Raw genomic sequence first — 24,655 nt, 5'->3', positions numbered from 1 at the left:
TTCCTCAGATGAGCGCCACCCGTAAACTGCTGCTGCCGCTGGCCCTGACCCTGGCCATCGCCGCCTGCTCCAAGCCGGCCGATACCGCTGCCCCGGCCGCTGATGCTGCCGCTCCGGCCGCCACCGAACAGCCGGCCGCCACCCCGGCTGCCGATGCTGCCGCTGCCGCGCCCGCCGCCGAAGCGATCCAGATCGCCTCGGGCACCTACAAGCTCGACCCGAGCCACACCGACGTGCTGGCGCAGTGGAGCCACTTCGGCTTCTCCAACCCGAGCGCACACTTCGGCAACGCTGAAGGCACCCTGGTGTACGACGCCGCCGACGTGACCAAGTCCACCGTTGAAGTGAAGCTGCCGCTGAGCGGCCTCAACAGCTTCACCGCCAAGTTCGACGAGCACCTGAAGAGCGCCGACTTCTTCGACGCTGCCAAGTTCCCGGCGGCCACCTTCAAGAGCACCAAGGTGGAATCGGCCGGCACCAACAAGCTGACCGTCACTGGCGATCTGACCATCAAGGACATCACCAAGCCGGTGACCCTGGACGTCACCATCAACGGCGGCGGCGAGCACCCGATGGCCAAGGTTCCGGCCGCCGGCTTCGATGCCACCACCACCCTCAAGCGCAGCGATTTCGGCGTGGGCGCCTATGCCCCGAACGTCAGCGATGAAGTGAAGATCCGCATCACCACCGAAGCTACCGGCGAGAAGCCGGCCGCTTGATGCACCCCGCTCACTCGTCGTGAGAAGGCAGAAGGCCCGCTGTGAAGCGGGCCTTCTTTTTTAGCGCCGGGAACGCGCGTTGGCCGCTACCGGGTACGTGCGCTCAGCGCAGCGCGCCCAGCCACGCTGCACACGCCTCGCTCGGGCTCTGCTTGGCCTTCACCGTCATGCCACTCACCCGCACGAAGGTCTGCGCGGCCTGCGCCACCACCTGACGGGCGATCAACGCGGCCTGCCTGGTTGCCGCCTGCTGCTTGCGCAGCTGCACGATATGCACCGACGGCCGGCCCACCGGCGCGTATTTCTGGTCGCGGCGCAGCACATCGGCTACCTGCGCCACTTCGTACTCGGCCTGCAGGAACCGGCGTTCGGCGTCCAACAGATCCCGCAGCGGTGCACGCAGGGCGGCCGGATCAGCGAAGGCCGCCAGCGCGCCATCACAGGCGGCGTCGTCGTTGAAGCGGGAGCGCAGCGCATCGACGCCGGCCAAGGTCAGTTTGCCCACAGGGGCCTCGTTGCAACTGGAAAGGAGCGCGATTGTCGCATCTGCCCGGGTCGATCCGCTGCCGGCGTCATGCGCCGCTCCGTGGGACAAGGGGTCTGACCCCGTGGCATGGGCCGAAGAGCCACCGAGGGTGAACCCGGTCCTACAATCGCCTGCTGTTTCATCCACGGAAGGTAAGGCCATGCAGGACGTGCAGTACTGGTTGAACGAATTCTGGGCCGGGTTGAGCGTGCTCGATCTGGCAGTGGGCAGCGTGCTGGGCGCGCTGCTGGGCCTCATGGTTGGACTGGCCGGCTGGTATGCGCTGCGCCGCCGCGGCTGGTTGCAGCGGCGCAGGCGCTGGCATCACTGGCTGCTGGCCAGTTACGCGCTGCTGCTGCCGCTGGGCACCGCCTTCTTCGGCCTGCAGCTGGGTTTCACCGCGGGCGCGCACCGCGCGCTGCTCCAGCAGATGGACCATTTCCAGCCGCATCTGCAGACGCTCGTGGCCCAGTGGAGCCACGGGTTCACCGACTCGCTTGACGACCCGCGCATGCGCGATGCGCTGCACAGCGAAGGCACGGTGGGCGATGTGGCCGAGGCGGTCGCCTCGGCCTACCTCAGCGAACACCCGCTGCCGGTACTGGATCGCCTGGGTGACGGCGTACTGGCACGCGCCAGTGGCTGGGTGATCGGCAAGGTGCGCGAAGGCGTGCTGCGCGGCCTGGTGGAAGACACCCTGGTGGACAAGGCCGGTGTACTGGGCGTGGAGCCGACGGTGGTGCGCGAAGCGCTGACGATGCGCGTGGACGAACTGCTGCACACCCGCGGCGTGTTGCGGCTGGTGAAAGCGCAGATCAACGGCATGATGCCGGGCGTGTATTTCGGCCTGCTGCTGCCGTGGCTGGTCGTTGTGCTGCTGATGGCGCTGGAAATCTGGGCCGCGCACCGGTTCGGATGGCGACAGGAGCGCATGCCGGTGGCTGCCTGCTGCAGAGCCGGGCCATGCCCGGCTCACGCAGACTGAGGGCTGCGCGGCGCGCTCAGTCGCCGTCGGTATCGTCCGGGTGCGCCTTCCAGTAGCCGGTCGAGCGGATCCAGTCGCGCGGCACGCCCAGATGGCCTTCGATGAACTTGCGCATCATCCGTGCGCGACGCGATTCGGTGGCGATCCAGTAGAACGTGTCGCCCTCCGGTGCCTCGAAGTCGGTCAGCATGTCTTCCAGCAGCGTGCTGCTGGCCGCCGGGAAGCCATTGCGCTCCAGCCAGTGAATCTGCACGTTCTCGTACTGCGGCAGGTCCTGTCGCTCGGCTTCATCGCTCACTTCGATGAAGGCCTGCACCTCGGCGCCCTCCGGCAGCACATCCAGCCAGCGGGCAATGGCCGGCAGCGCGGTTTCATCGCCAATCAGCACGTAGGCGTCGTAGCTGTCGGCCACCACGAACGAGCCGCGCGGGCCGCCGATCACCAGCGTGTCGCCCGGCTGCGCCCGTTCAGCCCACGGCCCGGCAATGCCCTGGTCGTGCAGCACGAAGTCGATGGCCAGTTCGCCGGCGTCGTGGTCCCACCAGCGTGGGGTGTAGTCGCGTGCCGGAGACGGCTGCTTGCCGTCCGGGTAGCTGCGGCCTTCGGCCGTCAGCACTGGCAGCACCATTTCGCCGCTGGCGTTGGGGAAGAACAGCTTGATGTGGTCGTCGGCGCCGGGCGAATCGAAGCCGGCCAGATCATCGCCGCCCAGCACGACGCGGCGCATGTGCGGGGTGACCACCTCGGTGCGCAGCACCGTCAGTTCGCGGAATCTCACATCCAGGCGCAGGCGCGCGTTGTGATGCTCAGTCATGGGAATACCTGTAAAGGTGTCGCGCAGGGGGCGCGGCGTAGGGGGAGACCTGGCTGGAGTCAGTCTGGCTGGGTCGTTGAAGAGGTGGGCTCGCTACCGGTGGTGCCGTTGATCAGTGCCGATGCCTGCGACAGCAGCGCCGCCACCTGCTCGGCCTCGCCTTCGGCCCAGCGGCCGTGGTGATGCACCAGCGCCCGCTTGAAGTCACGCAGGGCGCTGGCCAGCGGCGGCGGCAGCGATGCCTTGGTGATCTCGCGGGCGCGATCGAAGGCCCGTCGCTGGGCCAGGCGCACCTGGGTGCGCTGCACCTTCAGCTCGAACTCGCCGGCGGCGGTGATGCGGAACACCCGGCGGCCATCCACTTCCTCCGATGCCACCCAGCCGGCCTGCTCGAAGCTCGCCAGCAGCGGGTACATGGTGCCGGCGCTGGGCGTGTAGGCCTGCAGGAACTGGTTGCTGATCAACTGCATCAGCTCGTAGCCATGGCGCGGCTGCTCGCCGATCAGGGCCAGCACCAGCAGGCGCAGGTCGCCCCGGCTCAGCACGCGTGGCTGGCCATGGCGGCGGGGCACGGCCGATTCGCTGGAACGGGTTCTGGGGGAAGGGGAACGGCTCATTTCGATATATCGGTAACGAGTATCGAAACGATATATCGATAGGGCAGGCGCCGGCAAGCATCGATCCGGCCACAACCGTGCCGCGTTTGGGCCACGTACACAGAAAGGGCGCCCTTGCGGTGCGCCCCGGGGACCACTGTGGAAGGGAGCGAGGCAGCCAGACGGCGGGCCGTTGCGGCAGTGCCAACACTCGCCGTCACCTTGCGCGGCCGGCGCAGCCCGGTCCAGAGCCGGGCGCGACACCGCATCAGTCATTCAGCTGCGGTGCCCCCGGCGCAGGCCCACACGCGGTCGGCCGTGCCCTACAACGGTCATCGCCCTGGGTAACACTTCGTTCTGCACATGCGCCAGGCGGGCAATCGCGACGTGCCCGAAGCGTTCCGAGGCCCGCCGCAGCGGCCTGCAGCGCGCCTGCTGGCCCGCCGAAGACAGGCGGGACATGCCTTGCGGACACTGGCTGCATGCGTCCATACGCCAGCGTAGCCAAGTGACGAAAGCCCTTGGTGCGCTACACTTTGCGGTCTAGATATCTATACAACAGTCGCGCGCGTGCGTGCGGTTATGGGAGCGCTAATGAACTGGTTGAACGAGGTGCTGAACAACGACCCGAATCCTGTGGAAACCCAGGAGTGGATCGAGTCGTTGAAGGCCGTTATTGATGTCGAGGGCTCCGAGCGCGCGCATCAGCTGCTGGAAGGCATGGTGGAGCTGACCCGTCGTTCGGGCGCCTACCTGCCGTTCTCTCCCACCACCGAATACGTCAATACCATCGAGCCGCAGTTCGAGGCCAAGAGCCCGGGCAATGCCGAGCTGGAATGGCGCATCCGTTCGATCATCCGCTGGAACGCGATGGCCACCGTGGTCCGCGCCAACCGCAAGCCGGGCGACCTGGGCGGCCACATCGCCTCGTTCGCCTCCGGCGCCACCCTGTACGACGTGGGCTTCAACCACTTCTGGCGCGCCCCGAGCGACAACCACCCGGGCGACCTGCTGTTCATCCAGGGCCACAGCGCCCCGGGCATCTACGCCCGCGCCTTCCTGGAAGGCCGCATCAGCGAAGAGCAGCTGGACAAGTTCCGCATGGAAGTGGACGGCGGTGGCCTGTCCTCCTACCCGCACCCGTGGCTGATGCCGGACTTCTGGCAGACCCCCACCGTGTCCATGGGCCTGGGCCCGCTGGCCGCCATCTACCAGGCGCAGTTCATGCGTTACCTGGAAAACCGTGGCCTGATCGAGAAGTCCGACCGCAAGGTGTGGTGCTTCATCGGCGACGGCGAGTCGGACGAGCCGGAAACCCTGGGTGCCATCGCCCTGGCCGGCCGTGAAGGCCTGGACAACCTGATCTTCGTGGTGAACTGCAACCTGCAGCGCCTGGACGGCCCGGTGCGCGGCAACGGCAAGATCATCCAGGAATTGGAAGGCGTGTTCCGCGGCGGCGGCTGGAACGTCATCAAGCTGCTGTGGGGCGGTTACTGGGATGCCCTGCTGGCCAAGGACACCAACGGCGTCCTGAAGAAGCTGATGATGGAAACCGTCGACGGCGAATACCAGAACTGCAAGGCCTTCGGCGGCGCGTACACCCGCGAGCATTTCTTCGGCAAGTACCCGGAGACCGCCGCGATGGTCGCCGGCCTGTCCGACGACGACATCTGGCGCCTCAACCGTGGTGGCCACGACCCGCACAAGGTGTACGCCGCCTACCACCAGGCCGTGAACACCAAGGGCATGCCGACCGTCATCCTGGCCAAGACCGTGAAGGGTTACGGCATGGGCAGCGCCGGTGAAGCGCTGAACCCGACCCACCAGACCAAGAAGCTGGACGACGAAGCCGTCAAGCACTTCCGCGACCGCTTCAACATTCCGGTGACCGACGAGCAGCTCAAGGACGGCCAGGTGCCGTTCTACAACCCGGGCCCGGACTCGCCGGAAGTGCAGTACCTGCAGGAGCGCCGTGCCGCCCTGGGTGGTTACCTGCCGCAGCGCCGCCGCAAGGCCGACAAGAGCTTCAACGCACCGAAGCTGGAAACCTACGAGCGCCTGCTGAAGAGCAGCGGCGAACGCACCTACTCCACCACCATGGCGTTCGTGCAGAGCCTGAACATCACCCTGCGCGACAAGGAGCTGGGCCCGCACATCGTGCCGATCGTGGCCGACGAAGCCCGCACCTTCGGCATGGAAGGCCTGTTCCGCCAGATCGGTATCTACGCGCCGTTCGGCCAGAAGTACAAGCCGGTGGACGCCGACCAGCTGATGTTCTACCGCGAAGACCAGAGCGGCCAGGTGCTGCAGCAGGGCATCAGCGAGCCGGGCGCGATCAGCTCGTGGATGGCCGCCGGTACCAGCTACTCGGTCAGCAACGTGCCGATGCTGCCGTTCTACATCTACTACTCGATGTTCGGCTTCCAGCGCGTGGGCGACATCGCCTGGCAGGCCGCCGACATGCGCACCCGCGGCTTCCTGCTGGGTGGCACCGCCGGCCGCACCACGCTGAACGGTGAAGGCCTGCAGCACGAAGATGGCTTCAGCCATCTGGTGGCCGGTGGCATCCCGAACGTGCGCAGCTATGACCCGACCTTCGGCTACGAAGTGACGGTGATCCTGCAGCACGGCACCAAGGCGATGATGGAAGACCAGGTAGACGAGTACTACTACCTGACCCTGATGAACGAGAACTACGCCCACCCGGACATGCCGGAAGGCGCAGCCGAGGGCATCGTCAAGGGCATGTACCTGCTGACCGACGCCGGCAAGCCGAAGAAGGGCGAACTGCGCGTGCAGCTGCTGGGTTCGGGCACCATCCTGCGCGAAGCCATCGCCGCCGCCGAGCTGCTGGACAAGGACTTCGGCGTGACCGCCGATATCTGGAGCTGCCCGAGCTTCAACGAACTGCGCCGCGACGGCTTCGATGTGGAGCGCCACAACCGCCTGCACCCGGAAGGCGAGCAGCGCAAGGCCTACGTGACCGAGCTGCTGGAAGGCCGCCAGGGCCCGGCGATTGCCGCTACCGACTACGTGCGTGCGTATGCGGACCAGATCCGCGCATTCGTGCCGATGTCGTACACGGTGCTGGGTACGGATGGTTTTGGTCGCTCGGATACGCGTGCGAACCTGCGTCGCTTCTTCGAGGTTGACCGGTACTACATCGCGCACGCCGCGATTGCGGCGCTGGCGAAGGAGGGGAAGATGACCGCGAAGGATGTGGCCCGGGCGATCAAGCAGTACAAGATTGATCCGGAGAAGGCTAATCCTGTTGGGGTTTGATAGTTCGCACACATTTGGGGGAGGGCAGCCCTTGGTAGGCTGCCTCGTCCCAGCAATTAGCGTCCGATTCTCATTCCTGCAATGGAGCTGCGGCGCAGCGCAACAGGTCCATCTGATGGCGTCGAGCATGGAGTATTGTCGACGCAATGCGGCCAGATTGCTTAAATCGTCATTGTCGTTCTGAGCGTTGAGAGCTTTCTGTAGCCAAGGCATACTGGTGCTCTGATCAAACGGGGCTCCAGAATGGCGGACGGTGCGGTCCAGGGATATGCGAAATCGGCTGGGGGTCGCATCCTGCGTCAAAGGCTGTCCGTGGTGTCATTCTTTGCAGGGTGCGGAGGGCTTGATCTAGGGTTCCTGGGCGGCTTCTCATTTCTCGGCGAGTTCTTCGGAAGAAATCGTTTCGATGTACTGGGGGCGTACGATGCGGACGCCGAGGCGGTGAAAACCTACCGATCTAATATTGGTCCACATGCCTATGTGGAAGATTTGTCGTCCCTGCAAATGGAGCGTATGCCTTCGGCTGATGTATTGCTGGGCGGTTTTCCTTGCCAAGAATTTTCACAATGTGGTCCCCGGCGAGGATTGGATTCCGAAAGGGGAAGGCTCTATCTTTCCATGGTCGACTATGCATCCAAGCACCAGCCGCTATTGATAGTTGGTGAGAATGTCGCCGGACTCATGTATAGGGACGAGGGGCGGGCGCTCCAGACCATTTGCGCGGATTTCGAGCGGATTGGTTACGTTCCACATGTTTGGGAATTTCACGCGGAAGAGTATCGAGTTCCTCAGGCAAGGCATAGGATATTTTTGATATTTGTAAGATCGGATATCAATAGTGGAAGTCTGAAAAAGCCACAGCAGTCCGAAACTCGAATTACTGCAAGGATGGCCTTGCAGGATCTTTTGGCTCCCCACATGAGGAAAATGCCAAATCAAGATCAGTTTTTTCGGGCGAAGAAGGCTGGTCGTGGGCATGGGCAGGGGGATGAGCGGACGCCAGCAGATGGCCCTGGGTATACTGTTCGTGCAAATGCAAAATCTCGGGTGCAGTTTCACTACTCCCGGCCGCGCCGGCTAACCGTTCGAGAGTCAGCTCGTCTGCAATCATTTCCAGATACATTTAGTTTTCCATTCGCCGCAACCTCTAATATGAGGCTCATCGGCAACGCAGTGCCACCCGTTCTTGCTCATCAAGTTGCCCAAGCTCTTCAAAGTTATCTGATTAGCGAGGGAATCCTCCAGGAAGAGGTCCTTTCTGATGGCACCTAAGGTACATTTTGTAAATAGTCTGTCGGTTTTCTCCAGGCATGTTGAGACGCTTCTCAAGAAGACGAAAAAGAACAGTCCGGCTGTTCCATCGGCCCTGAACTGGTACAGAGGCCATAGTTCGTCTACTTCTTACAAGCTGCAGCCATATCTTTATCGACACAAGGAGGTTAAAGATCCAAAGGAGCTGATGAAGCTGGAGGCGAAGATGATGCGCGAATTCAAGCGTCAGAGCCTTCTTCACAGCTATCAGGCGGCCTCTGATGAGCCAGCCGATAGGATGCAGCTACTCTTCTACATGCAGCATCACGGGGTGCCCACCCGCCTTCTTGACTGGTCAAGCAACCCATTTATTGCGCTGTATTTCGCGCTCTCGGGTGTGAAACGTGATGAGGATGGCTCGTGCGCAGAGTCCGCAGCCGTTTGGGTCCTTGATCCCTATAAGTGGAACTCCTATGCATTACAGGAGCTGAGCTGGGACCAGAAGGGACCTGCGTATACAGAAGATGAACAGATCAAGTCTTACCTTCCTAGGGAGATCGATTGGTCTCAGCCTATGAGTCGCTATCCGTTTCCAATTGCAATATCAGGCACCACAAATACGGCAAGGATGATGGCGCAAAGAGGGAATTTCACGATCTTCAGTGACGACGTCCGTCCAATGGAGGAGCTGTACGACACAGGCTTTCCGGTTGACTCGCTGGTCAAACTGGAGGTCTCAGCCAACGATATTGATCCGCTGCTTTCTGTGCTGACCTCGGTCGGTTATACCGACTCTGTTGCCTATCCAGACCTTCAGGGGCTTGCAATGGAAATTAAGCGTTCTCACGGATTTGGTGCATGACTATGTTTCATGTTACTCAGCATGAGGCCAGAACGACTGAATGGTGGTTTGAGCAGCTGAAGGCGAATCGCCTGGATCTTGAGCCTGATTTTCAGCGGCGTTCGAATCTCTGGTCTCGTTACAAGCAAGCGCATCTCATTGATTCGATTATCAATGGATATGATCTTCCTAAATTCTACGTGGCGGATTTTACGCTCGCTCGCTCGAGCCTAAATTCTGCACATAAACCCTATGCTGTCGTTGATGGGAAGCAGCGATTTGGGTCTATATTTTCGTTTCTTAGGGATGAGATCTCGCTTAATAAGTCAACAAAGTTTGAACTAGAGCCGTCTCTTTCCATTAAGGGAATGAAATTTAGCCAGCTCGTCAGGGAGTATCCTGATCTGGCTAAGAAGATTCTTTCGTTTAAGCCGGTCGTCATGAGTATCGTCACTGATGAACGTGACAAGATCTCTGAAATGTTCGTGCGACTGAATAGTGGTGAGGCCGCGAACAGTGCGGAGCGTAGAAATGCTCAACCTGGCCCTATCCCCGGATTGGTTCGAGAGTTAGTCGACCATGCGTTCTTTCGTAATAGAATTTCTTTTACAAAGAAGCGAATGGCTGATTATCAGCTTGCTGCAAAATTGCTATTGCTTGAGTACCGGGGCGGTCCCGCTGATACAAAGGCGAAGGACATGGACTCGTTTGTTAAAGCTGCTGCGGCAGAAACTGTTCCTCCGCAGTTTGAGGAGATGTCAGTTGAAAATTCAATGGCCCTGGAGCGGTATGAAGCGGTGGCTGAGCGGGTGGTTGAGGTTCTCGAACGTTTAGCGGAGGCGTTTGAGGATAATGATCCGCTGCTTGGAGCGTCCGGGAGAATTCCAATTTACTATCTCGTTCTGCGTGACCATCCGGGGGTTGTTGATAACTTCAGGGATTTCGTTTTAGATTTTGAAGCGCGGGTGCTGGAGGCCATGCGAACTGAGCGTGCTGCGGCAGGATCGGGAGGGGGAGGGAGTGGTGGAATTTATGGAACCTACTACACGCTTTCGCGATCCCAGAATGATCAAGCGAGTATGCGTGACAGAGTAAGATTGATGATCGCAGAACTGAAAAGGCGCAATCTTATCTAAGATGGTGACTCATGCGTAGTGATGGTGTCGACTTGGCTGCACTACGTTTGCTTAATGCCCTCGGCAAGCAGCGAAGTGTTTCGCATTGCCATCGTCTTTGGAGTCGACTCATTAGGCTCAGGGACGGCAACGTCTGCGTCGTTTGCGGCTCTTCGCGTCGTGTATCTGCGCATCACATACTGAGAAGGTGTTTTTTTGAAGATGCCCGCTATGAGCCAGGGAATGGGATCTCCCTCTGTAGCTGCTGCCATATAGATGTTCATGCCAAGTACAATTGCGCACCGGACTTTGCTTTGCCTATGGACGAGCAGGGGGGTGAAAATATCGAATGTATGGTGTACTTGATTGGGCGGTTGATTGAAAGCTCCCGGAGTATAGGAGCTCGTTCTTTGTATGGCTTGGAATATTACGTTTCTCCGGGATACATTGAGCTGTGTAGGCGTCTTCAAGGATTGGGGGATGTTTGTTTCTCGGGTGCTGGGCTGGAGCAAGTGTATAAAATTTGGAATAGCACTTCAGGCTGGATATTGAGGGATTTAGTTATGGCAAATGAGAATCCTGATTCGAGCTCGTTTGTGAATTGTTCGTCAATTGATGTTGGACATGGCTAGTGCGTTTCCATTATGGGGTTGCCTTTTTTCGGAAATGGAATTTATTTGGCCACATGGCATGGTGAAATTTGGTGTGAGCCTACGGTGAGATGACTGGCCTTAATAATATTGAGCCGTCCCTGATGCAACCTGGGCGTCACGCGCGGACATCGCTGGGTGCAATGAGATAAGTGCCACACGAGAGACTGCCGGCTGGCCGAGAACGCAATTGAATAGGGTTCCTTTGGGTTTTTCCTAGAGGTCGCTATAGCTGATTCCTTGTAGAGCTGGTGTCAGGAAAATTAGCAACGATTCGGGATTGATGGCTATTAGATGTAAATCAAAAATGGTGTGAATGTCTGCGCGGAGCAACGGCCTGCTATTTATACTGTTACTGGTGTTTTCTAGAAATCGTGAATGTGGGCCGCCTCAAGCCCATCCGGGACATCGCATCCCGTCATCGCGCAGCCCCCCCATGCGCGTCCAACAGTGCCTTCGAAAGGCCGGTTGCCTGCGGGCGCCGAACGACAGCCGCCATCACACGGTGCCGCTCATCTACCTGGTCTGTTGGGAGAATCCGCTGGACACTTCTGCCGCCATTGCCTGCCACTTCAACAATTTCCTTGTAGGTCCGGCAACCGATCTAGGCACCGTGCTAGGAAGTGCAAGAAATCTGGCCAACTGTTGCTCAATCTTCGCCCCGACGTTTGCCGCCGAGCGAAGTCCGGGCGAGCCAAGAAGCGCCAGCCTGACTCAGTACACAGGAAATGTTCTGCGTGCGATACTCCCACGCCTTGGCAGAGCGTGCATACCGAGCTGCCAGCTCCCGATAGGCTTTGGCCTTCTCTAGTTCAGACTCGCTCGCCAGAAGCGCTTCAATCTCACGATAGGCCTCAACCGCAGCAATCAGTTCTGAGTAGCCGTGGCGAGGAGTTATCAACCAGCAGGCGAGCTCATCACGATAGCTGAGCTCGAAGTATCTATCGTAAAGTGTCCAGCGCCCAACGCTGCATCTTCAGCTTCCAGATGCAGAGTCTCCTTGCGCATTATTGTGAACTCAGCGGCAGCGACCTTGGGGCAGGTCTTTAGCTTCAGCTGTCCTTGGGGCACACGGAGGTTGGCGAGCACAGCATTTATAAATGCTCCCACGAACACAATGGTGTATGTCAGAGACTTCATTGGAAGTCCTGCAGTTCAGGGGGGAGGGGGAATGGGGGGCTCGACGACAGCCCGCAGCCTATTGCATTAAGTTCAAGCCTCGCGCTCTACTCCCTCACCTGCAACCTTTCAGTAACCTGCGCAGTCAATGCCACACAAGCCATCTTCAACCCCTCCATCACCCGATCCCCCACGTACTCTTCGGGCGCGCCATTCTGCCGCGTGCGCTCCGCAGCCAGCATCAGCTCTGCCACCACGCGCAATCCCGCCAGCGCGCAATCCGCATCCGCCAGCTGAAGACAACGCCCAGGCAGTTAATGCCGTTCGGGCCACGGCTGGCCATCCGCGGCCGCACCCTTTCCGATGCGACGCAGGGTGGAGACAAATCCGTTGGGATCGGGGGATGCGTCGCGCTCGGGCTCGGTATTGGCCGGATCGTACTGCGCGTGCAGGGAACGGAAATCCGATTCGTTCATGGCAATGCTCCGTACAGGACAGACAGCAACGCCACCCCTGGAGGTGGCGGGACGGTGCGTGGCTCGAAAACCGGGATGATGTAGCGTCATTGAACCGGCGAGTCCTGAGACTCCCACGCACCGCCCGCCATGAAGGCCGACGGATTGCCAGCCGGCACCCCAAACGAGGTGCCGACTGGCAAGCGTAAACAACTGACGCGTACATCATCTCGGGTTTTCGACGCCCGGCCACCCGTTGTCGGTGGCGCGCCAATCTGCTCACGCCTGCGCCCTGAAATCCAATTGGAATTTGCGGAGGAAACACGCAGTTCCACAGAGCGGAACTATTGTCGCAGATGGCCGGCGTGCCGTATGCGACGACAATCTCCGCAATCGAACTTCAAGGAAGGTTTTTGCGACAGGAAAGATCGTAATCAGCCTGTGCGCCCGCACAGAACGCAACCGCCTGCCGATCGCGCAGGGCCTTCCGAAATCCGCCGTCCACGCCGGAATCGGGCCCTCTTCACCGCCACGCAGCCGAAAAGGCGAGCCAAAAACGACACTTCGGGCCGTCGTCCTCGGCGCCACGCCTCTCCCCAGCCTGCTACCATTCCCCCGCAACCCAGCCAGCCCACCCCGCGCAGACACACCCGGGGCGGGCCGTCGCCGTACGGCCCAGCGAGCCAGGACACCCTTCCGTGCCCTTTCAAGGATGCTCGCATGTTCCGTCATTCCGCTTTCCGCTCGGCCGCCCTGGCCCTTGCCATTTCGCTCAGCGTCGGCGCCCCGGCGGCCTTCGCCGATAACGCGCCCGCCGCCAGCACCACCACTGCGGTGCAGCGTCAGGCCATCGCCAAGGGCCTGTACGAACTGGCGTACAGCCCCACCCAGAACGCCGTGTTCGTCGCCTCATCCGGTGGCTTCGGCGATGACGCCGGCCCGTCGCAGGTGCTGCGCCTGAACCCGGCCACGCTGGCCGTGGAAACCCGCATCCCCCTGGAGCGCAAGGCATTCGGCGTGGTGCGGGATGACGCCCACAACCGCCTGTACGTCGGCAACACCGTCGATACCTCGGTAACCGTGGTCGATACCGCCCAGAACAAGGCCATCGGCATCGTGCAGCTGATGGAGAAGAAGGTCGGCAAGGACGGCAAGGCGGCCTACACCCACGACCTGCGCGAACTGGTGGTCGACAGCCCGGCCAACCGTCTGTACGTCACCGGCCATTCCAGCGAGGGCAGCGTGCTGTTCGTGGTCGATACCACCACGCTGAAAGTGATCAACACCATTCCGGGCCTCGGCAACGCCAAGGCGCCGGGCCTGGCGTTGGATGCCGCCAACAAGCGCGTGTATACCAGCAACCTGCTGGCCGACCTGGTAGTGGTCGGCACCGACGCCAACAAGGTGGTGGCCCAGCACAAGATCAGCGCCGAGCAGCCGATGAACATCGCACTGCACCCGGACGGCAAGCGCCTGTTCGTGACCGACCAGGGCTCGGAGATGATCCGCAGCTACATGACCAAGAGCAGCGCGGGCTTCACCAGCAAGCACCCGGGACAGCGCGTGCTGGTGCTCGACCGCACCACCGGCAAGGAACTGGCCAGCATCCCGACCGACGCCGGCCCGCTGGGCATCCTGCTGGACGCACCGCGCAAGCGCCTGTACGTAACCAACCGCGATGGCGGCACGGTGACCGCGTACGACAGTGACAGCTACCAGAAGGTGGCCACCTACCCGGTGCCGACCCACCCGAACAGCTTGGCGCTGGATGCCAAGAACAACGTGCTGTACGTGAGCATCAAGAACGGCGAGAAGGATGCCAAGGACGCGAACGAGAGCGTGGCGCGCATCCAGTTGTAACGGCTGGAGGTGGCCGCGCTGGGAAGGCGCGGCCACCTATTAGTAGCTACGCAATGCGATATCGGTACGCAAGCGGCTGTAGCTTCTCACTGGAAATTTTCCAAGGTGCTTGGACGAAGGCCGTACCACCCAGGCCTACTGGTATGCCCCCCTGCGTCTGAAGCTGGATGCCATAAACCACAAAGAGCCCATTGTTGGGGTGACATTTCAGGTGGTGCTCAACCTCATTCCTCGTGAGCACAATATCCCCCAGTCCACCCGTGGTGCCCTTCACCTCAACGTAGTGCGTCTCTCCATTCTTGAGGATCATCAGATCCTAGGGGGCGTTGGCACTAGTATCCTCAACCTCAACACCAGGGCCGCTGAAGTAATCCATGGCCATAGCCATGGCCCGTAGCTCCACCGCACGACGCTCAGGTTGCGTAAGCCCAAAACCTTGACCTGCCATCTTTCGGCCGGATGCCGCTTGCTCTATCGCCTCCACCACGCCGATGACATCTTGGGACGTCTGACCACTGCGCTTCTGAGCAGGTTCTCCTCGATAAATGTCCTTCAGCATCTTTGCCATGGCCACCATGTCCGCACGCAACTGCGCGTCGGACGGAAGCTGATCTCTGGAGTAGAAGTAGGCGACGGCTGTTGTGCTCTCGTAGGCCTTTGCCAGCGAGCCGTTGCCCAATGACATGGTGTTCAACAGGCGCGGATCCCTCACCAAGTTGCCTCCGAGAATCTCCCGTGCCCACTTCGTTAGGCGCTGAGTTTCATCCGAAGATCGCTTGATAAAGTCACCATCGACCTTCTCTGTGGATGCATGGGAAAGCGCAAGGTAGACGCCAGAGCCATCCTCTCGAAACAGCCAGACCACGTACCAGCCTTCGGTAGCCGTGGGGGAGTGAGTGGCAGAGGCGAATCGAATCCATGGGACCTGCGACTTTCGGCCGATGCCATCCCGGCCGACAAGCAGGAAGTCGCCCTGCGCAATGCCTGCCGCGGAGCGGAGTTGCTCGGCCTCCTCCTTTAGCAATGCAGGCAAATCATGCTTGATGAGCTGACCGCGCTGCTGCATGGCCTCTGTCGGCATTGGACTGTACTGAGGCTGCAGCGCCATGACTGCCTGCAATCCTTCCCTGATGCTCACCACGCCCCCTGCGCTCGTTGTGATAGGCGCAATTAATGCATGTTGGGCAGTCGATTAGCAATTCGTATCGAAATGGGGGCGGGCTGGACAACTGGTGTCGTAAGCGGGCCGCATCTAGCATTCTGCATCAATCGCAGCCGATCTGCGCTGAGTGGGCTCTGCGCAGACGGGTAGCGTCAGTCTTCCATCCAGGTTGAAGGTGCGGTAGGGCTACGCGTCGGTCGCGTAGCCCTCATCGGTGCAGACAAGGAGGAGTGCGCCATGAAGGGACGCATCAGCTTCTGTCAGGGGTGGCAGCTTTTGCCGCGGCCTTGTTTACAGCAGGACACTCCAAGAAGCCGGCAACACGATCCGTTGGTATGGTTGATATTTCGCCGACTTCGTCCTTCAGCCTTACGTAGTACATGGAGGACGTGGCCGCGCGCATTCTCAACGGCTTGGTAATCTTCTGCCCTCTGTCGCTCCAGTCAATGACTTTGGAGAAGTCAGATTTGTCGCCAGTAATGGCCAATCGAAAGCACTTCATTCCACCGGAGCCGCTGCTTGAGACCACATGGCCGGCCAGCCAACCCCCGGTGACTGGTACGACGCATATCGCAACGATGATGGCCAGGCTCGCATAGAAGGCTCGCGCTGCGATCATGCCGTCCTTGCTGATATTTTCAATGAGAAGAACGGCGCAAAGCTGCGCAGCACCGACGGCCACCATGGACACGAACAGGAGGATGAACATCAACCAGAAGCTTTCTATATCGGGAAACCATGTAACCACCCGCTGTATGACAAGCAGCGCCAGGAGCATCTGAACGTAGCCGGATGCCGCTGCATACCAGGCTCGCTCGAACCAGTGACGCTTCTTCTCCTTTCGGCCAAGCAGGAAGGACGCCGCTACGAACGCCGCGGCTCCAAGCGCGATGCTGAGCGGAATGGCCCACTTGTCATGACCTGGATATCGGGCCGAAAGCACGAGCGCGGCAGCGAGAATCGCGCCAGGAAGAATCAACGCGATCAGCCAGCGCTTGGTATTCCGCACTCTCTGTTTGGTGGAAAGCGCGCTCACCCTGATGCTTCCATCCTCTTCGGTGACTGCTCCTTCGAACATGACCATCAGCGGCGTAAGAGCTAGCGCGAACAGTGCCACCGTGATGGCAGAGATGATGACCAAAAGCGAGGGCAGTCCGGAGATCACGTCGGACGAAAGAATGCTCAGGGGAATGCGCTCTGCCTGCAGGTAATAGGTCAGGCTGAGACTAGGCAGCACAATGGCGGCTGCGGCGAGCTTTGCCGGATGCCTTTCGCTCCAGGAGAGTGCAAGCGAGAGCTGCTGAAGCCAAAGGCGGGAGACGGCGTCCTTACTAGGTACGGGCTTGTTTTCGGGCTCGGCAGTCACTGAACATTCTCTCCGGATCAGAATAGGAGGCGAGCCATCATCGTGTAGTTGGCTCGCTATCTACATCGGCTCACGCGTGAGAATCATTAGCAGAAGAGCCGGCTGATACTCCATTTTCGATGAGTCGCAATCGGCACTGCTGTGGAGGATTGCGGAAGAAGATGTGCGTCGCAATCAACCTCTTTCAGCCCAGTTTCCTGCAACTATTCGCAAATAGACGCGTATCCCGCGTTGCATCCGTCACTGCTTGCTAGCGTCCTGTCGCAGCAACAGGCGACGGAGGATGCATGTCACGGAGAGTAATCGTCGTCGGCGACAGGACGACCGGCGGTGGCGAGGTGCTGACGGGCTCACCCTTCACCGACATCAATGGAATGGCCGTCGCCCGCGTGGGCGACAGGGCGAGTTGTCCGAAGCACGGTGGATGCTTTGCCATCGTCACGGGCGATGTGACGTTCCTCGACGAAGGCCAACCCCTGGCACGCGAGGGCGATTCGCTGGCCTGTGGTTGCCGGCTGCTGGCGACCCGGCAGAGCACGGTGCATCTGCAAAGTGGCGGTGGCCCCGCGCGGTCGGCGGCGACGTCGTCACCCGCGCCGCAGGGCGCGATGGCGCCAGCGGGGTTTGTGGCGCCCGGCACGACAGCCCACCCAGCGGCCACGCCGCACAGGCAGGACATCGAGCTCCACTACCACTACGCGACCTCGATCGCACGCCGGTGCGTGGCGTTGGCTTCCAGCTGACACTGGCCGACGATAGCGTGCACACCGGCACGCTGGACGAGAATGGTCGTGCACGCATCCCGCAGGTGACGGTCGGCGCGATGCAACAGGTACAGCTGCTGTTCCAGCCGGAGCAGGGCGACGATGACGACTCGCCTATCCTGGCCGCGCGCCAGCGCCTGAAGCGGGCACTGGATGCCATCGTCCAGCGCACCCATGCTGATCTCGCGCCCGAATGGCAGCAATGGGAGCAGGCGGGAACGCTCAAGCGCTGGGGCCTGTTGCAGGGTAACCAGGCGCTGGGCAGCGCGCAGGGCGCATGGGACTACGTCGTTGGCACGGTGGAAACAGTCGTGGACATGGCCGTGTTGATCTACACGACCGACCGCGAGATATGCGAATGGACGCGCCTTCTGCTGATGGGCGACCGCGACGCGCTGGACCAGCGCATCGCAACGCTGCGCGCGGCCGGCGGCACCGTAATGGCCGCCGCCAGCGAGGCCAAGGCGATGTTCAACCTGTTGATCGAAGACCCGGCGATCACCGAGCAGCTACCCGCGTTCGCGCGCGACTGGTGGAATGCACTGCCACCGGATGAGCAGGTACGTGTCGAGTCGCGCTTCGGTGCGCAGATCGTCTTGGACGTGGTGGTCTCGATCCTGCTCGCCGCGGTCACGGTGCAGCTCGGTGGCGCGGGTGGGTTCGGCTACGCCGCAGCGAAGGCAGGCAGGACGACGGCGCGCGTGGGCAAGCAGATCCTGCACTTGATGGAGGAGGTAGAAGAGGCCTTCAAGGATCTGGGTCGGGCGCTGAAGCACCGCAAGCGGAGGCAGGCGGACAGCAACCGACGTCCGGATGGCAACCGCACCGTGGAAACCACACGGCTGCCCAGGCGCATGCCGCGTAAAACGCTACCCTGCTTCAGCCCCCAGAAGCTTCCGGCGTCCAAGTACCCCGAAATGGACAGGCAGTTGAAGGGGCAGGAGCAGGGGCTCAATGACATGAGCGTGGAGGACTACCTCAATGCGCGTGAGGCGTTTGATCCGAAGAACCGGGATAGAAGGGCTGCCAAACAGGCAAGAGAGGACTTCAGAGGCGAGATAAAAGCTAGAAAAGCAAAAGAGCTCATGCCGTCAGTCGGCTCCGCGAAAGAGGCAGATCGACTGGCCGATGCGTATGCCGAGGAAACGATGAGAAACTTGAATGCCCTGCATAATCCCGATCTCGTAGCAGGTGGCAAGGACACCATCGCCGACTTCGGCGACGGTGAGGTCAACCACACCATCGGTCGTCAATGGAATCATGCTAAGAAGGGGCAGACCACACGCATTCAGGACCTGGATGCCGCGGCAATGCAGGTTCCGGCAGGTGAGCGACGTGCCACAAAGATGAACGGTGGATTGGAGCGCTGCAGATGATCAAGATGGTCGATGAGGAATTCGAGTACTTCTACTCGGATAAGGGTTTTGGACCGGCCGTTGACGCTCGGCCAGCTGCCCCGGCAAAGCTGCAGCAGTACCGGGGTAAGGTTCCCGACAAGCTGCTGGAGTACTGGCAGGCGTACGGCTTTGCAGGCTACGGGCGCGGTCTGTTCTGGGTGACCGATCCAGATGACTACGCGGAAGCCCTCAATGCCTGGCTCTACGGAACCGAGTTCTATACAGCTGATCGCTACCACGTCATCGGCCGTAGTGCGTTCGGCAAACTGGATCTGTGGGGAGAAAGGACCGGCCGTAGCCTGACCATCAACTGCCCATGGGCAACAATCTTTCCATCTGATGAATCCAGCTGGATGAATGAAGGGAGGAGAGACTTTCTGATTTCAACCTGGCTGGCCTTCAAGGACAAACGTGGGCTTGAGCAAGCCGACGACAACGACGACCCCCTCTTTGATCGCGCAGTGAAACAGCTCGGCCCCCTGGCTCACGACGAAATGTATGGCTTTGTCCCGGCGCTCGCACTCGGTGGGCCGTGCCGCCTGGATCACCTGCAGAAGGTCAAGGCCGCCGAGCACCTGTTGTTCCTGGCCCAGCTGGGTGAACGCCGGGTCATGGTGGATGTTGTGAAGCACGCGAAAGACCTTGGGCTGTGAAAGCAGCAGAGGGACAGAGTTGCCCTCCGCTGCATGTCCCCCCAACCTCAATCCACGCCGCGGTGGTCATAGCTGATCACCCGCTCCACCTGCCAAGTGCCGTCCACGCGTCGCCACACCTGCACGAAGCGCGCCTGCCCCACCCAACGCTCCACACCGTCCTTGCCGCGTTCGTAGAAGCGATGGTCGCCCATCTCCAATGCACGCTCGTCGTGCAGCGGGAACACCTGAAGCGAACGGTCCATCAATTCGCGGCGCAGGCGCCAGCCGCCCTCGCGCGCGCTGTCGCACATGCGGGCCACGCTGCGCCGGAAGTCCTCGCGGCTGCTGGCCGATTTGCCGTCCTTGTCGTGGAAGAACTCCATGTCCTCGGTGGTCATCGCCGCGGCCCGATCGGCATCGCAGGCCTCGAACGCCACCGCGAACAGCTGGGTATCGGCCTGGCGGATCTGCTCGCGCAGGGTATCGGATGGGGCAGGGCTGGCGGCAAGGCCGGCGGCGAGCAGGGGCAGGGCGAACAGCATGGCGCGTCTCCGTGGATGTCGGGCGCACAGTGGCACGCTGCGGGGGCGGTCAGCGCACGGGTGCGACGAAGTCCCGTCTGCCAGGTACGAACGCCCGGATTCCGGGTGCGGGTGTCGGGCGCCAGGCGTGTAGGGCATGTCATGGCGCGGGCGGATTCCCTCACGGTCGCCACAGGCGGCGCTGCCTAGGCTGGTGCCATCCTTTCACCAGGAGTTCCCATGCCTGCTTCCCCCATCCGGCTGCACATCGAAGACACCGGCGGCGAGGGCCGCCCGGTCATCCTCATCCATGGCTGGCCGCTCTCGGCCGAGGCGTGGAAGGATCAGGTGCCGATCCTGCGGGATGCGGGCTACCGCGTGATCAGCTATGACCGGCGTGGCTTCGGTCGCTCCGAGAAGCCAGCCGACGGCTATGACTACGACACGCTGGCGGCCGATCTGGCCGGCATCATCGAGCAACGCGATCTGAAGGAGGTCACGCTGGTCGGTTTCTCGATGGGCGGCGGCGAGGTGGCGCGCTACATCGCCAATCACGGCGAGTCGCGCCTGCACAGTGTGGTGTTCGCGGCTGCGGTGCCCCCTTACCTGCTGCGCACCGACGATAACCCGGAGGGCCCGCTGACCCAGGACAAGGCGGACGAGATGCGCGCCGGCCTGGAACAGGACCGCGAAGCCTTCTTCGATGGCTTCACCCGCGATTTCTTCAGCGCCAACGGCAAGCTGATGGTCACCGAGGCCGAGCGCCAGGCGGCGATTGCGCTGTGCCACCAGTCCGACCAGGCGGCGGCGCTGGGTTGCATGAAGGCGTTTGCCACTACCGACTTCCGTCGCGACCTGCAGAAGGTGAGCGTTCCCACCCTGGTGCTGCACGGCGACAGTGATGCCACCGTGCCACTGGAGGGCTCGGGCAAGCGCACCCAGCGTGCCATACGGGGCAGCGAGCTGGTGGTGCTGCATAACGCGCCGCATGGCTGCAACACCAGCCACACCGACGACTTCAATCTGGCGCTGCTGAACTTCCTCAAGCAGTAACCGGCCTCTACACTCGTCGCATGCGCCAGACCCGCACGCCACCGTGGAAGAAGCCCAACCCGAAGGGCCAGAAGTCGCAGCCGTTGTCGCCTGCACAGAAGGAGGCGGCGCGGCAGCGCGCGGAGGAGAACGGGCGACCCTATCCGAACCTGGTCGACAACATGTGGGCGGCCAAGCTGCCGCGCGGTTAGCGCGGCGTTGGGCGGCCCGCTGGTGCAGGGGCGAGCAGGGGCGTCCAACCGCGTTCGCGCCAAGGTGCGAACGTGCGTGGGTGGACCTGCACCGCACCGGCGGCCAGAGCGCCCCGCGCTGTCAGTGCGGCCTGCAGCCGGTGTGTCTGCATCGGCTGTGCGAACGCGACCTGCAGCAGGTCACCCTGCTGCCGTACCTGTACCGGCAGGACATCGCGCGACTGGATTGCCAGCGGTGGGCGGCCGATGGTGTAGTCCATCTCGACCGTGCGTGCGCCCTGTGCGATGACAGGCTGCCACGCCTGCAACAGCGCGGCGTGCCGGGATGCGGGCAGGCGCACCTGGGCGATGCTCGCCGGGTAGCCGACGGTGCTTTCAACCATGACCTGGAAGCGTGCGCCGTCCGGCATGACGACGGCCCATACCGCTGCCGTGGCGAAGATCGGTATGCAGCCGATGAAGTACCACGCGCGGGGAACCGGTGCGGCAACGTGGTAGCTCCACTGCGGATGACGACGTTGCAGGCGCCGTAGTGCCTTGCGTTCGCGACGGCGCGGTGGTGTGGCCGTAGGCAGCAGGGATTGCGTGACTGGTGGCAGCTTGGCGCGCTGGGTCTGGATGACACGCGACACGGCGTAGGCCGCCCCTGCGATCATCAACAGGCCGGTGCCGTAATGCACCAGCAGGTACAGCGTCAGCATCCAGCGCACTCCATGCAGCGGTTCTTCCTCGGTGGACATCGTACCGCCGAGCACACGTGTTGTCGCATCCGCCAGCCGACAGCCGTGATCGGCTTGGTTAGGATGACAGACCGCCGACACGAGTGTAACGATGACATCCACTCCGTTCCCTCAGGGCCGCACGCGCGCCCCGGGACTGATGTTGCTTCTGCTGCAGGTGGTCGCCGTGCTGGGCCTTGGCCTGGCCGCAGGCCATTTCCATCACCGTGTGGATCTGTTGCTGGAGCCGGTGACGGCTGCCTGCGGTGGCCCGGACCCCGCGGCGCGACTGCGGATGGCCGAAGTGTTGATGGCGCGTGCCGGCGCGCTGGATGATTGGCAGCCACTGCGGTGGTTGCCGGTAGCGGGCATGGTGCTCGCACTGCTGGGTGCGATGGCCATCTGCGTGCATTGGTGGCACCGGGTACGGCGGCCCCTGCGCACCACCGCGTTGGGGCTGATGGCTCTGCATGCCAGCGCCATGGCGCTGGCGGCGTGGACCCTGCATCTGTACGAAGACGCGTGGAACAGCGTGGTCAGGCTGTCTCCGACGGCGTGTCTGGTCGATCTGACCCAGCAGGGACGCATGCCGCTGGAGCAGGCCCAGGAAGTGGTCTTCCATATTTTCACCCGCGCGCACGCGCCGCTGCAGCGCAATCCGGATGACCTGGCCCTGGTGCTGGTGGCGCTGCTGACGGCCGCGATGGTGGGCGGTGTTGCGCTGTGGCGGGCCGCGGCTGCGGAAGAGGGGCGCTGACGGCGCTCGCGCGCTGGGCTACAGTCGGCGTTCCTGCCGACACAAGGATGGTCCATGCGTACGTGGCTGTGTGCCCTGCCGTTGCTGCTGTTGTCGCTGGCGGTGCACGCCGCGGAGGTGGACCGGCGCATCGCGGTGACCATTGATGATCTGCCGTGGGCGCGCGTGGACACCATCCTGCCTGCGGATCTGCAGACGCGCCATGCGGCGTTGATGGCGCAGCTGCGCCAGGCCGATGTGCCGGTGGTGGGCTTCGTCAACGAGAACAAGCTGGAGGTTGATGGCCAGGTGCAGCCGGCGCGGGTGCAGATGCTGCGCGATTGGCTCGACGCGGGTTATGGGCTGGGCAACCACACCTATTCGCACATGGACCTCAACGCGCAGGGCGTGGCTGCCTTCCAGCAGGATTTCCTGCGTGGCGAACAGGTGCTGCGGCCACTGCTGGCCGAGCGCGGCCAGCGGCCACAGTGGATGCGCCATCCGTATCTGCGTGCGGGCCGGACGGCCGAGGACCGCGCGGCAATGGACGGATTCTTCCGCGACCACGGGTACCGCGTGGCGCCGGTGACGGTGGACAACGGCGAATGGGTCTGGGCCTTCGCCTACGCCAACGTGATGAATGAACAGCCGCCGTCCGCAGCCCGCGAGGCTACGCTGGCGCAGCTGCGCAAGGGCTATGTGCCGTACATGCTCAACAAGCTGGACTACTACGAGCGGCAGTCGCAGGCGCTGCTGGGCTATGCCTTGCCGCAGGTCTGGCTGATGCATGCCAATGAACTGAACGCGGCCACGTTCGCCGAACTGGTGGCGGCCACCCGGCGGCGCGGCTACCGCTTCATCACGCTGGAAGAAGCCATGCGTGACCCCGCCTATGCGCGCGGTGCGGAAGGCTACAACGGCCGCTACGGCCCGAGCTGGCTGCATCGCTGGGCGATGGCCGAGGGCAAGCCGAAGGACTTCTATGCCGGCGAACCGGTGGTGCCGGCGTGGGTGATGACGCTGGCGAAGGTGGATTCGGAGTAGCGCTCAGCGCTTGACCGCCAGCACGCCGTCCAGCGCGAGCTCGGCCTTGAATCCGGCCTTTTCCAGGCGCTTGGCCACTTCGCGCGGCACATCGCGGCCGCTGGTGAGCTTGTTGGGCGCGCCGGTGTAGTGGAACAGGCGGCCGCCCTTGCGCAGGACGCGGGCGAGATGGTCGTAGAACACCTGCGAATACAGTTCGCCTGCGATGCCGAAGCGCGGCGGGTCATGCAGGATCGCATCGACGCTGTTGCTGGCGATCTGCTCGATCTGCTGCGAGACGTCGCCCTGGCTGAAGTGCAGGCGACCGCCGGCAGCGGCCGAGTCGGGATCGGGCGACCACGGGTTGAGCGTGCGCAGCCACATCACGTCGGCGTTCTTCTCGAACGAGCGGATCTGGTCGACGCAGGCCTCCAGCGCGCAGGCGGCGAAGTAGCCGAGCCCACCACAGGTATCAAGCAGCGCCTTGCCCGCCGGTGCAACCAGCTCGACCTTGCGGCGCGCGTCTTCGAACGGCGACAGCTTCGAGGTGGGCAGCATCTTGATGCCGTCGATCTCGAAGGTCGGCGCACCCCACTCGGTAGGCACCAGTTTGATCAGTGAACCGCTGTAGCGTGAGATGGGAGCGAAGTCTTCGCCCTCCCAGTAGTACAGCGTGCGGTCCTTCAGCTTGCCCGGCCACGGGTAGTGCTGGCCGCGGAAATGGAAGCCTTCCGCGTCCAGCCCCACGCTGTCCTGGCTGCGCCCCAGGTCAAGCGAGCCCTGCCACTCGGGTGCACCCTTGTCGTGGGCGCGACGCAGGGTGTCGGCGCTGTCGCGGGTCAGCAGGGGGCCGGTGTAATGGGGCACGGCAGGCA

The 24,655-nt window shown here is 62.2% G+C and carries 23 protein-coding genes and 1 pseudogene; 14 read left to right on the top strand and 10 right to left on the bottom strand.

Annotated features, from left to right (window positions below):
- Positions 1–8: 8 nt before the first annotated feature.
- The gene (locus ACVOMM_RS14200; protein WP_074902043.1) at positions 9–719 is read left to right on the top strand and encodes a YceI family protein; all 711 of its coding nucleotides are present in this window, start codon (positions 9–11) and stop codon (positions 717–719) included.
- A gap of 103 nt (positions 720–822) precedes the next feature.
- Here the strand turns inward: ACVOMM_RS14200 and ACVOMM_RS14195 are convergent, their stop codons facing one another.
- Entirely contained in the window at positions 823–1,224 is a 402-nt protein-coding gene (locus ACVOMM_RS14195; protein WP_346475270.1) for a hypothetical protein, read from the bottom strand.
- Between the two features lie 181 nt (positions 1,225–1,405).
- Here ACVOMM_RS14195 and ACVOMM_RS14190 point away from each other — a divergent pair, with 181 nt between their 5' ends.
- On the top strand, positions 1,406–2,230 hold the full coding sequence (locus ACVOMM_RS14190; protein ID WP_065182555.1) for a hypothetical protein: 825 nt from the start codon (positions 1,406–1,408) through the stop codon (positions 2,228–2,230).
- Between the two features lie 16 nt (positions 2,231–2,246).
- Here the strand turns inward: ACVOMM_RS14190 and ACVOMM_RS14185 are convergent, their stop codons facing one another.
- Together ACVOMM_RS14185 and ACVOMM_RS14180 are read right to left on the bottom strand one after the other, a co-directional pair.
- On the bottom strand, positions 2,247–3,044 hold the full coding sequence (locus ACVOMM_RS14185; RefSeq protein WP_053520112.1) for a siderophore-interacting protein: 798 nt from the start codon (positions 3,042–3,044) through the stop codon (positions 2,247–2,249).
- Positions 3,045–3,103: 59 nt separating this feature from the next.
- Positions 3,104–3,661, bottom strand: a complete 558-nt coding sequence (locus ACVOMM_RS14180) for a PadR family transcriptional regulator (protein WP_053520111.1) — start codon at positions 3,659–3,661, stop codon at positions 3,104–3,106.
- A gap of 573 nt (positions 3,662–4,234) precedes the next feature.
- Here ACVOMM_RS14180 and aceE point away from each other — a divergent pair.
- The 4 genes from aceE to ACVOMM_RS14160 all read left to right on the top strand — a co-directional run bounded on the left by aceE (position 4,235) and on the right by ACVOMM_RS14160 (position 10,150).
- Positions 4,235–6,922: a pyruvate dehydrogenase (acetyl-transferring), homodimeric type gene (gene aceE / locus ACVOMM_RS14175; protein ID WP_065175416.1), complete on the top strand. Its 2,688-nt coding sequence runs from the start codon at positions 4,235–4,237 to the stop codon at positions 6,920–6,922.
- A 315-nt stretch (positions 6,923–7,237) separates the two neighbouring features.
- Positions 7,238–8,194 (top strand): DNA cytosine methyltransferase, encoded by a 957-nt coding sequence (locus tag ACVOMM_RS14170; protein WP_481526408.1) that lies wholly within the window; start codon positions 7,238–7,240, stop codon positions 8,192–8,194.
- A complete protein-coding gene (locus tag ACVOMM_RS14165) occupies positions 8,184–9,035 on the top strand; it encodes an FRG domain-containing protein (RefSeq protein ID WP_481526407.1) in 852 nt (283 codons plus the stop codon). Before ACVOMM_RS14170 ends, ACVOMM_RS14165 begins: the two co-directional genes overlap by 11 nt.
- Entirely contained in the window at positions 9,032–10,150 is a 1,119-nt protein-coding gene (locus ACVOMM_RS14160; protein WP_481526406.1) for a DUF262 domain-containing protein, read from the top strand. Before ACVOMM_RS14165 ends, ACVOMM_RS14160 begins: the two co-directional genes overlap by 4 nt.
- Positions 10,151–12,005: 1,855 nt before the next feature.
- On the opposite strand, the pseudogene ACVOMM_RS14155 reads toward ACVOMM_RS14160, so the two are convergent.
- Positions 12,006–12,374: pseudogene (locus ACVOMM_RS14155) on the bottom strand (hypothetical protein).
- Positions 12,375–13,073: 699 nt separating this feature from the next.
- Here ACVOMM_RS14155 and ACVOMM_RS14150 point away from each other — a divergent pair.
- Positions 13,074–14,213, top strand: a complete 1,140-nt coding sequence (locus ACVOMM_RS14150; RefSeq protein WP_481526405.1) for a YncE family protein — start codon at positions 13,074–13,076, stop codon at positions 14,211–14,213.
- Between the two features lie 46 nt (positions 14,214–14,259).
- On the opposite strand, the gene ACVOMM_RS14145 is transcribed toward ACVOMM_RS14150, so the two are convergent.
- The 3 genes from ACVOMM_RS14145 to ACVOMM_RS14135 all read right to left on the bottom strand — a co-directional run bounded on the left by ACVOMM_RS14145 (position 14,260) and on the right by ACVOMM_RS14135 (position 16,741).
- Positions 14,260–14,523 (bottom strand): protein NO VEIN domain-containing protein, encoded by a 264-nt coding sequence (locus tag ACVOMM_RS14145; RefSeq protein ID WP_481526404.1) that lies wholly within the window; start codon positions 14,521–14,523, stop codon positions 14,260–14,262.
- 6 nt (positions 14,524–14,529) lie between these two features.
- Positions 14,530–15,321 (bottom strand): MrcB family domain-containing protein, encoded by a 792-nt coding sequence (locus ACVOMM_RS14140; RefSeq protein WP_481526403.1) that lies wholly within the window; start codon positions 15,319–15,321, stop codon positions 14,530–14,532.
- 304 nt (positions 15,322–15,625) lie between these two features.
- A complete protein-coding gene (locus ACVOMM_RS14135; protein ID WP_481526402.1) occupies positions 15,626–16,741 on the bottom strand; it encodes a hypothetical protein in 1,116 nt (371 codons plus the stop codon).
- Between the two features lie 287 nt (positions 16,742–17,028).
- Between ACVOMM_RS14135 and ACVOMM_RS14130 the strand changes: the two genes are divergently transcribed.
- Genes ACVOMM_RS14130 through ACVOMM_RS14120 form a run of 3 tightly spaced genes read left to right on the top strand, consistent with a single transcriptional unit; the run spans position 17,029 to position 19,555 of the window.
- Positions 17,029–17,484, top strand: a complete 456-nt coding sequence (locus tag ACVOMM_RS14130) for a PAAR domain-containing protein (RefSeq protein WP_481526401.1) — start codon at positions 17,029–17,031, stop codon at positions 17,482–17,484.
- Entirely contained in the window at positions 17,460–18,881 is a 1,422-nt protein-coding gene (locus ACVOMM_RS14125) for a polymorphic toxin type 15 domain-containing protein (protein WP_481526400.1), read from the top strand. Before ACVOMM_RS14130 ends, ACVOMM_RS14125 begins: the two co-directional genes overlap by 25 nt.
- Entirely contained in the window at positions 18,878–19,555 is a 678-nt protein-coding gene (locus ACVOMM_RS14120) for a GAD-like domain-containing protein (protein ID WP_197571270.1), read from the top strand. The genes ACVOMM_RS14125 and ACVOMM_RS14120 overlap by 4 nt, the downstream gene beginning before the upstream one ends.
- Positions 19,556–19,602: 47 nt before the next feature.
- Here ACVOMM_RS14120 and ACVOMM_RS14115 read toward each other — a convergent pair whose 3' ends face one another.
- Positions 19,603–20,079 (bottom strand): nuclear transport factor 2 family protein, encoded by a 477-nt coding sequence (locus ACVOMM_RS14115; protein ID WP_481526399.1) that lies wholly within the window; start codon positions 20,077–20,079, stop codon positions 19,603–19,605.
- A gap of 219 nt (positions 20,080–20,298) precedes the next feature.
- Here ACVOMM_RS14115 and ACVOMM_RS14110 point away from each other — a divergent pair, with 219 nt between their 5' ends.
- A complete protein-coding gene (locus ACVOMM_RS14110; protein WP_481526398.1) occupies positions 20,299–21,111 on the top strand; it encodes an alpha/beta fold hydrolase in 813 nt (270 codons plus the stop codon).
- A gap of 20 nt (positions 21,112–21,131) precedes the next feature.
- Positions 21,132–21,302: a hypothetical protein gene (locus tag ACVOMM_RS14105; RefSeq protein WP_164972344.1), complete on the top strand. Its 171-nt coding sequence runs from the start codon at positions 21,132–21,134 to the stop codon at positions 21,300–21,302.
- Here ACVOMM_RS14105 and ACVOMM_RS14100 read toward each other — a convergent pair.
- Complete coding sequence (locus ACVOMM_RS14100) at positions 21,299–22,042, bottom strand: hypothetical protein (RefSeq protein ID WP_481526397.1); 744 nt, start codon at positions 22,040–22,042, stop codon at positions 21,299–21,301. The genes ACVOMM_RS14105 and ACVOMM_RS14100 overlap by 4 nt on opposite strands.
- Before the next feature lie 139 nt (positions 22,043–22,181).
- Between ACVOMM_RS14100 and ACVOMM_RS14095 the strand changes: the two genes are divergently transcribed.
- Positions 22,182–22,778 carry a hypothetical protein gene (locus ACVOMM_RS14095; RefSeq protein ID WP_481526396.1) on the top strand — a complete coding sequence of 199 codons (597 nt, stop codon included), beginning with the start codon at positions 22,182–22,184 and terminating at the stop codon, positions 22,776–22,778.
- A gap of 54 nt (positions 22,779–22,832) precedes the next feature.
- Positions 22,833–23,801 carry a polysaccharide deacetylase family protein gene (locus tag ACVOMM_RS14090; RefSeq protein WP_481526395.1) on the top strand — a complete coding sequence of 323 codons (969 nt, stop codon included), beginning with the start codon at positions 22,833–22,835 and terminating at the stop codon, positions 23,799–23,801.
- 3 nt (positions 23,802–23,804) lie between these two features.
- Here the strand turns inward: ACVOMM_RS14090 and ACVOMM_RS14085 are convergent, their stop codons facing one another.
- Positions 23,805–24,647, bottom strand: coding sequence for a class I SAM-dependent methyltransferase (locus ACVOMM_RS14085; RefSeq protein WP_481526410.1), 843 nt, complete (start codon positions 24,645–24,647; stop codon positions 23,805–23,807).
- Positions 24,648–24,655 lie beyond the last annotated feature (8 nt).

The sequence above is a fragment of the Stenotrophomonas sp. STEN009 genome (assembly GCF_056760395.1).
The sequence above is the reverse complement of the archived record's forward strand: the minus strand, read 5'-3'. Positions and strand labels throughout refer to the sequence as shown.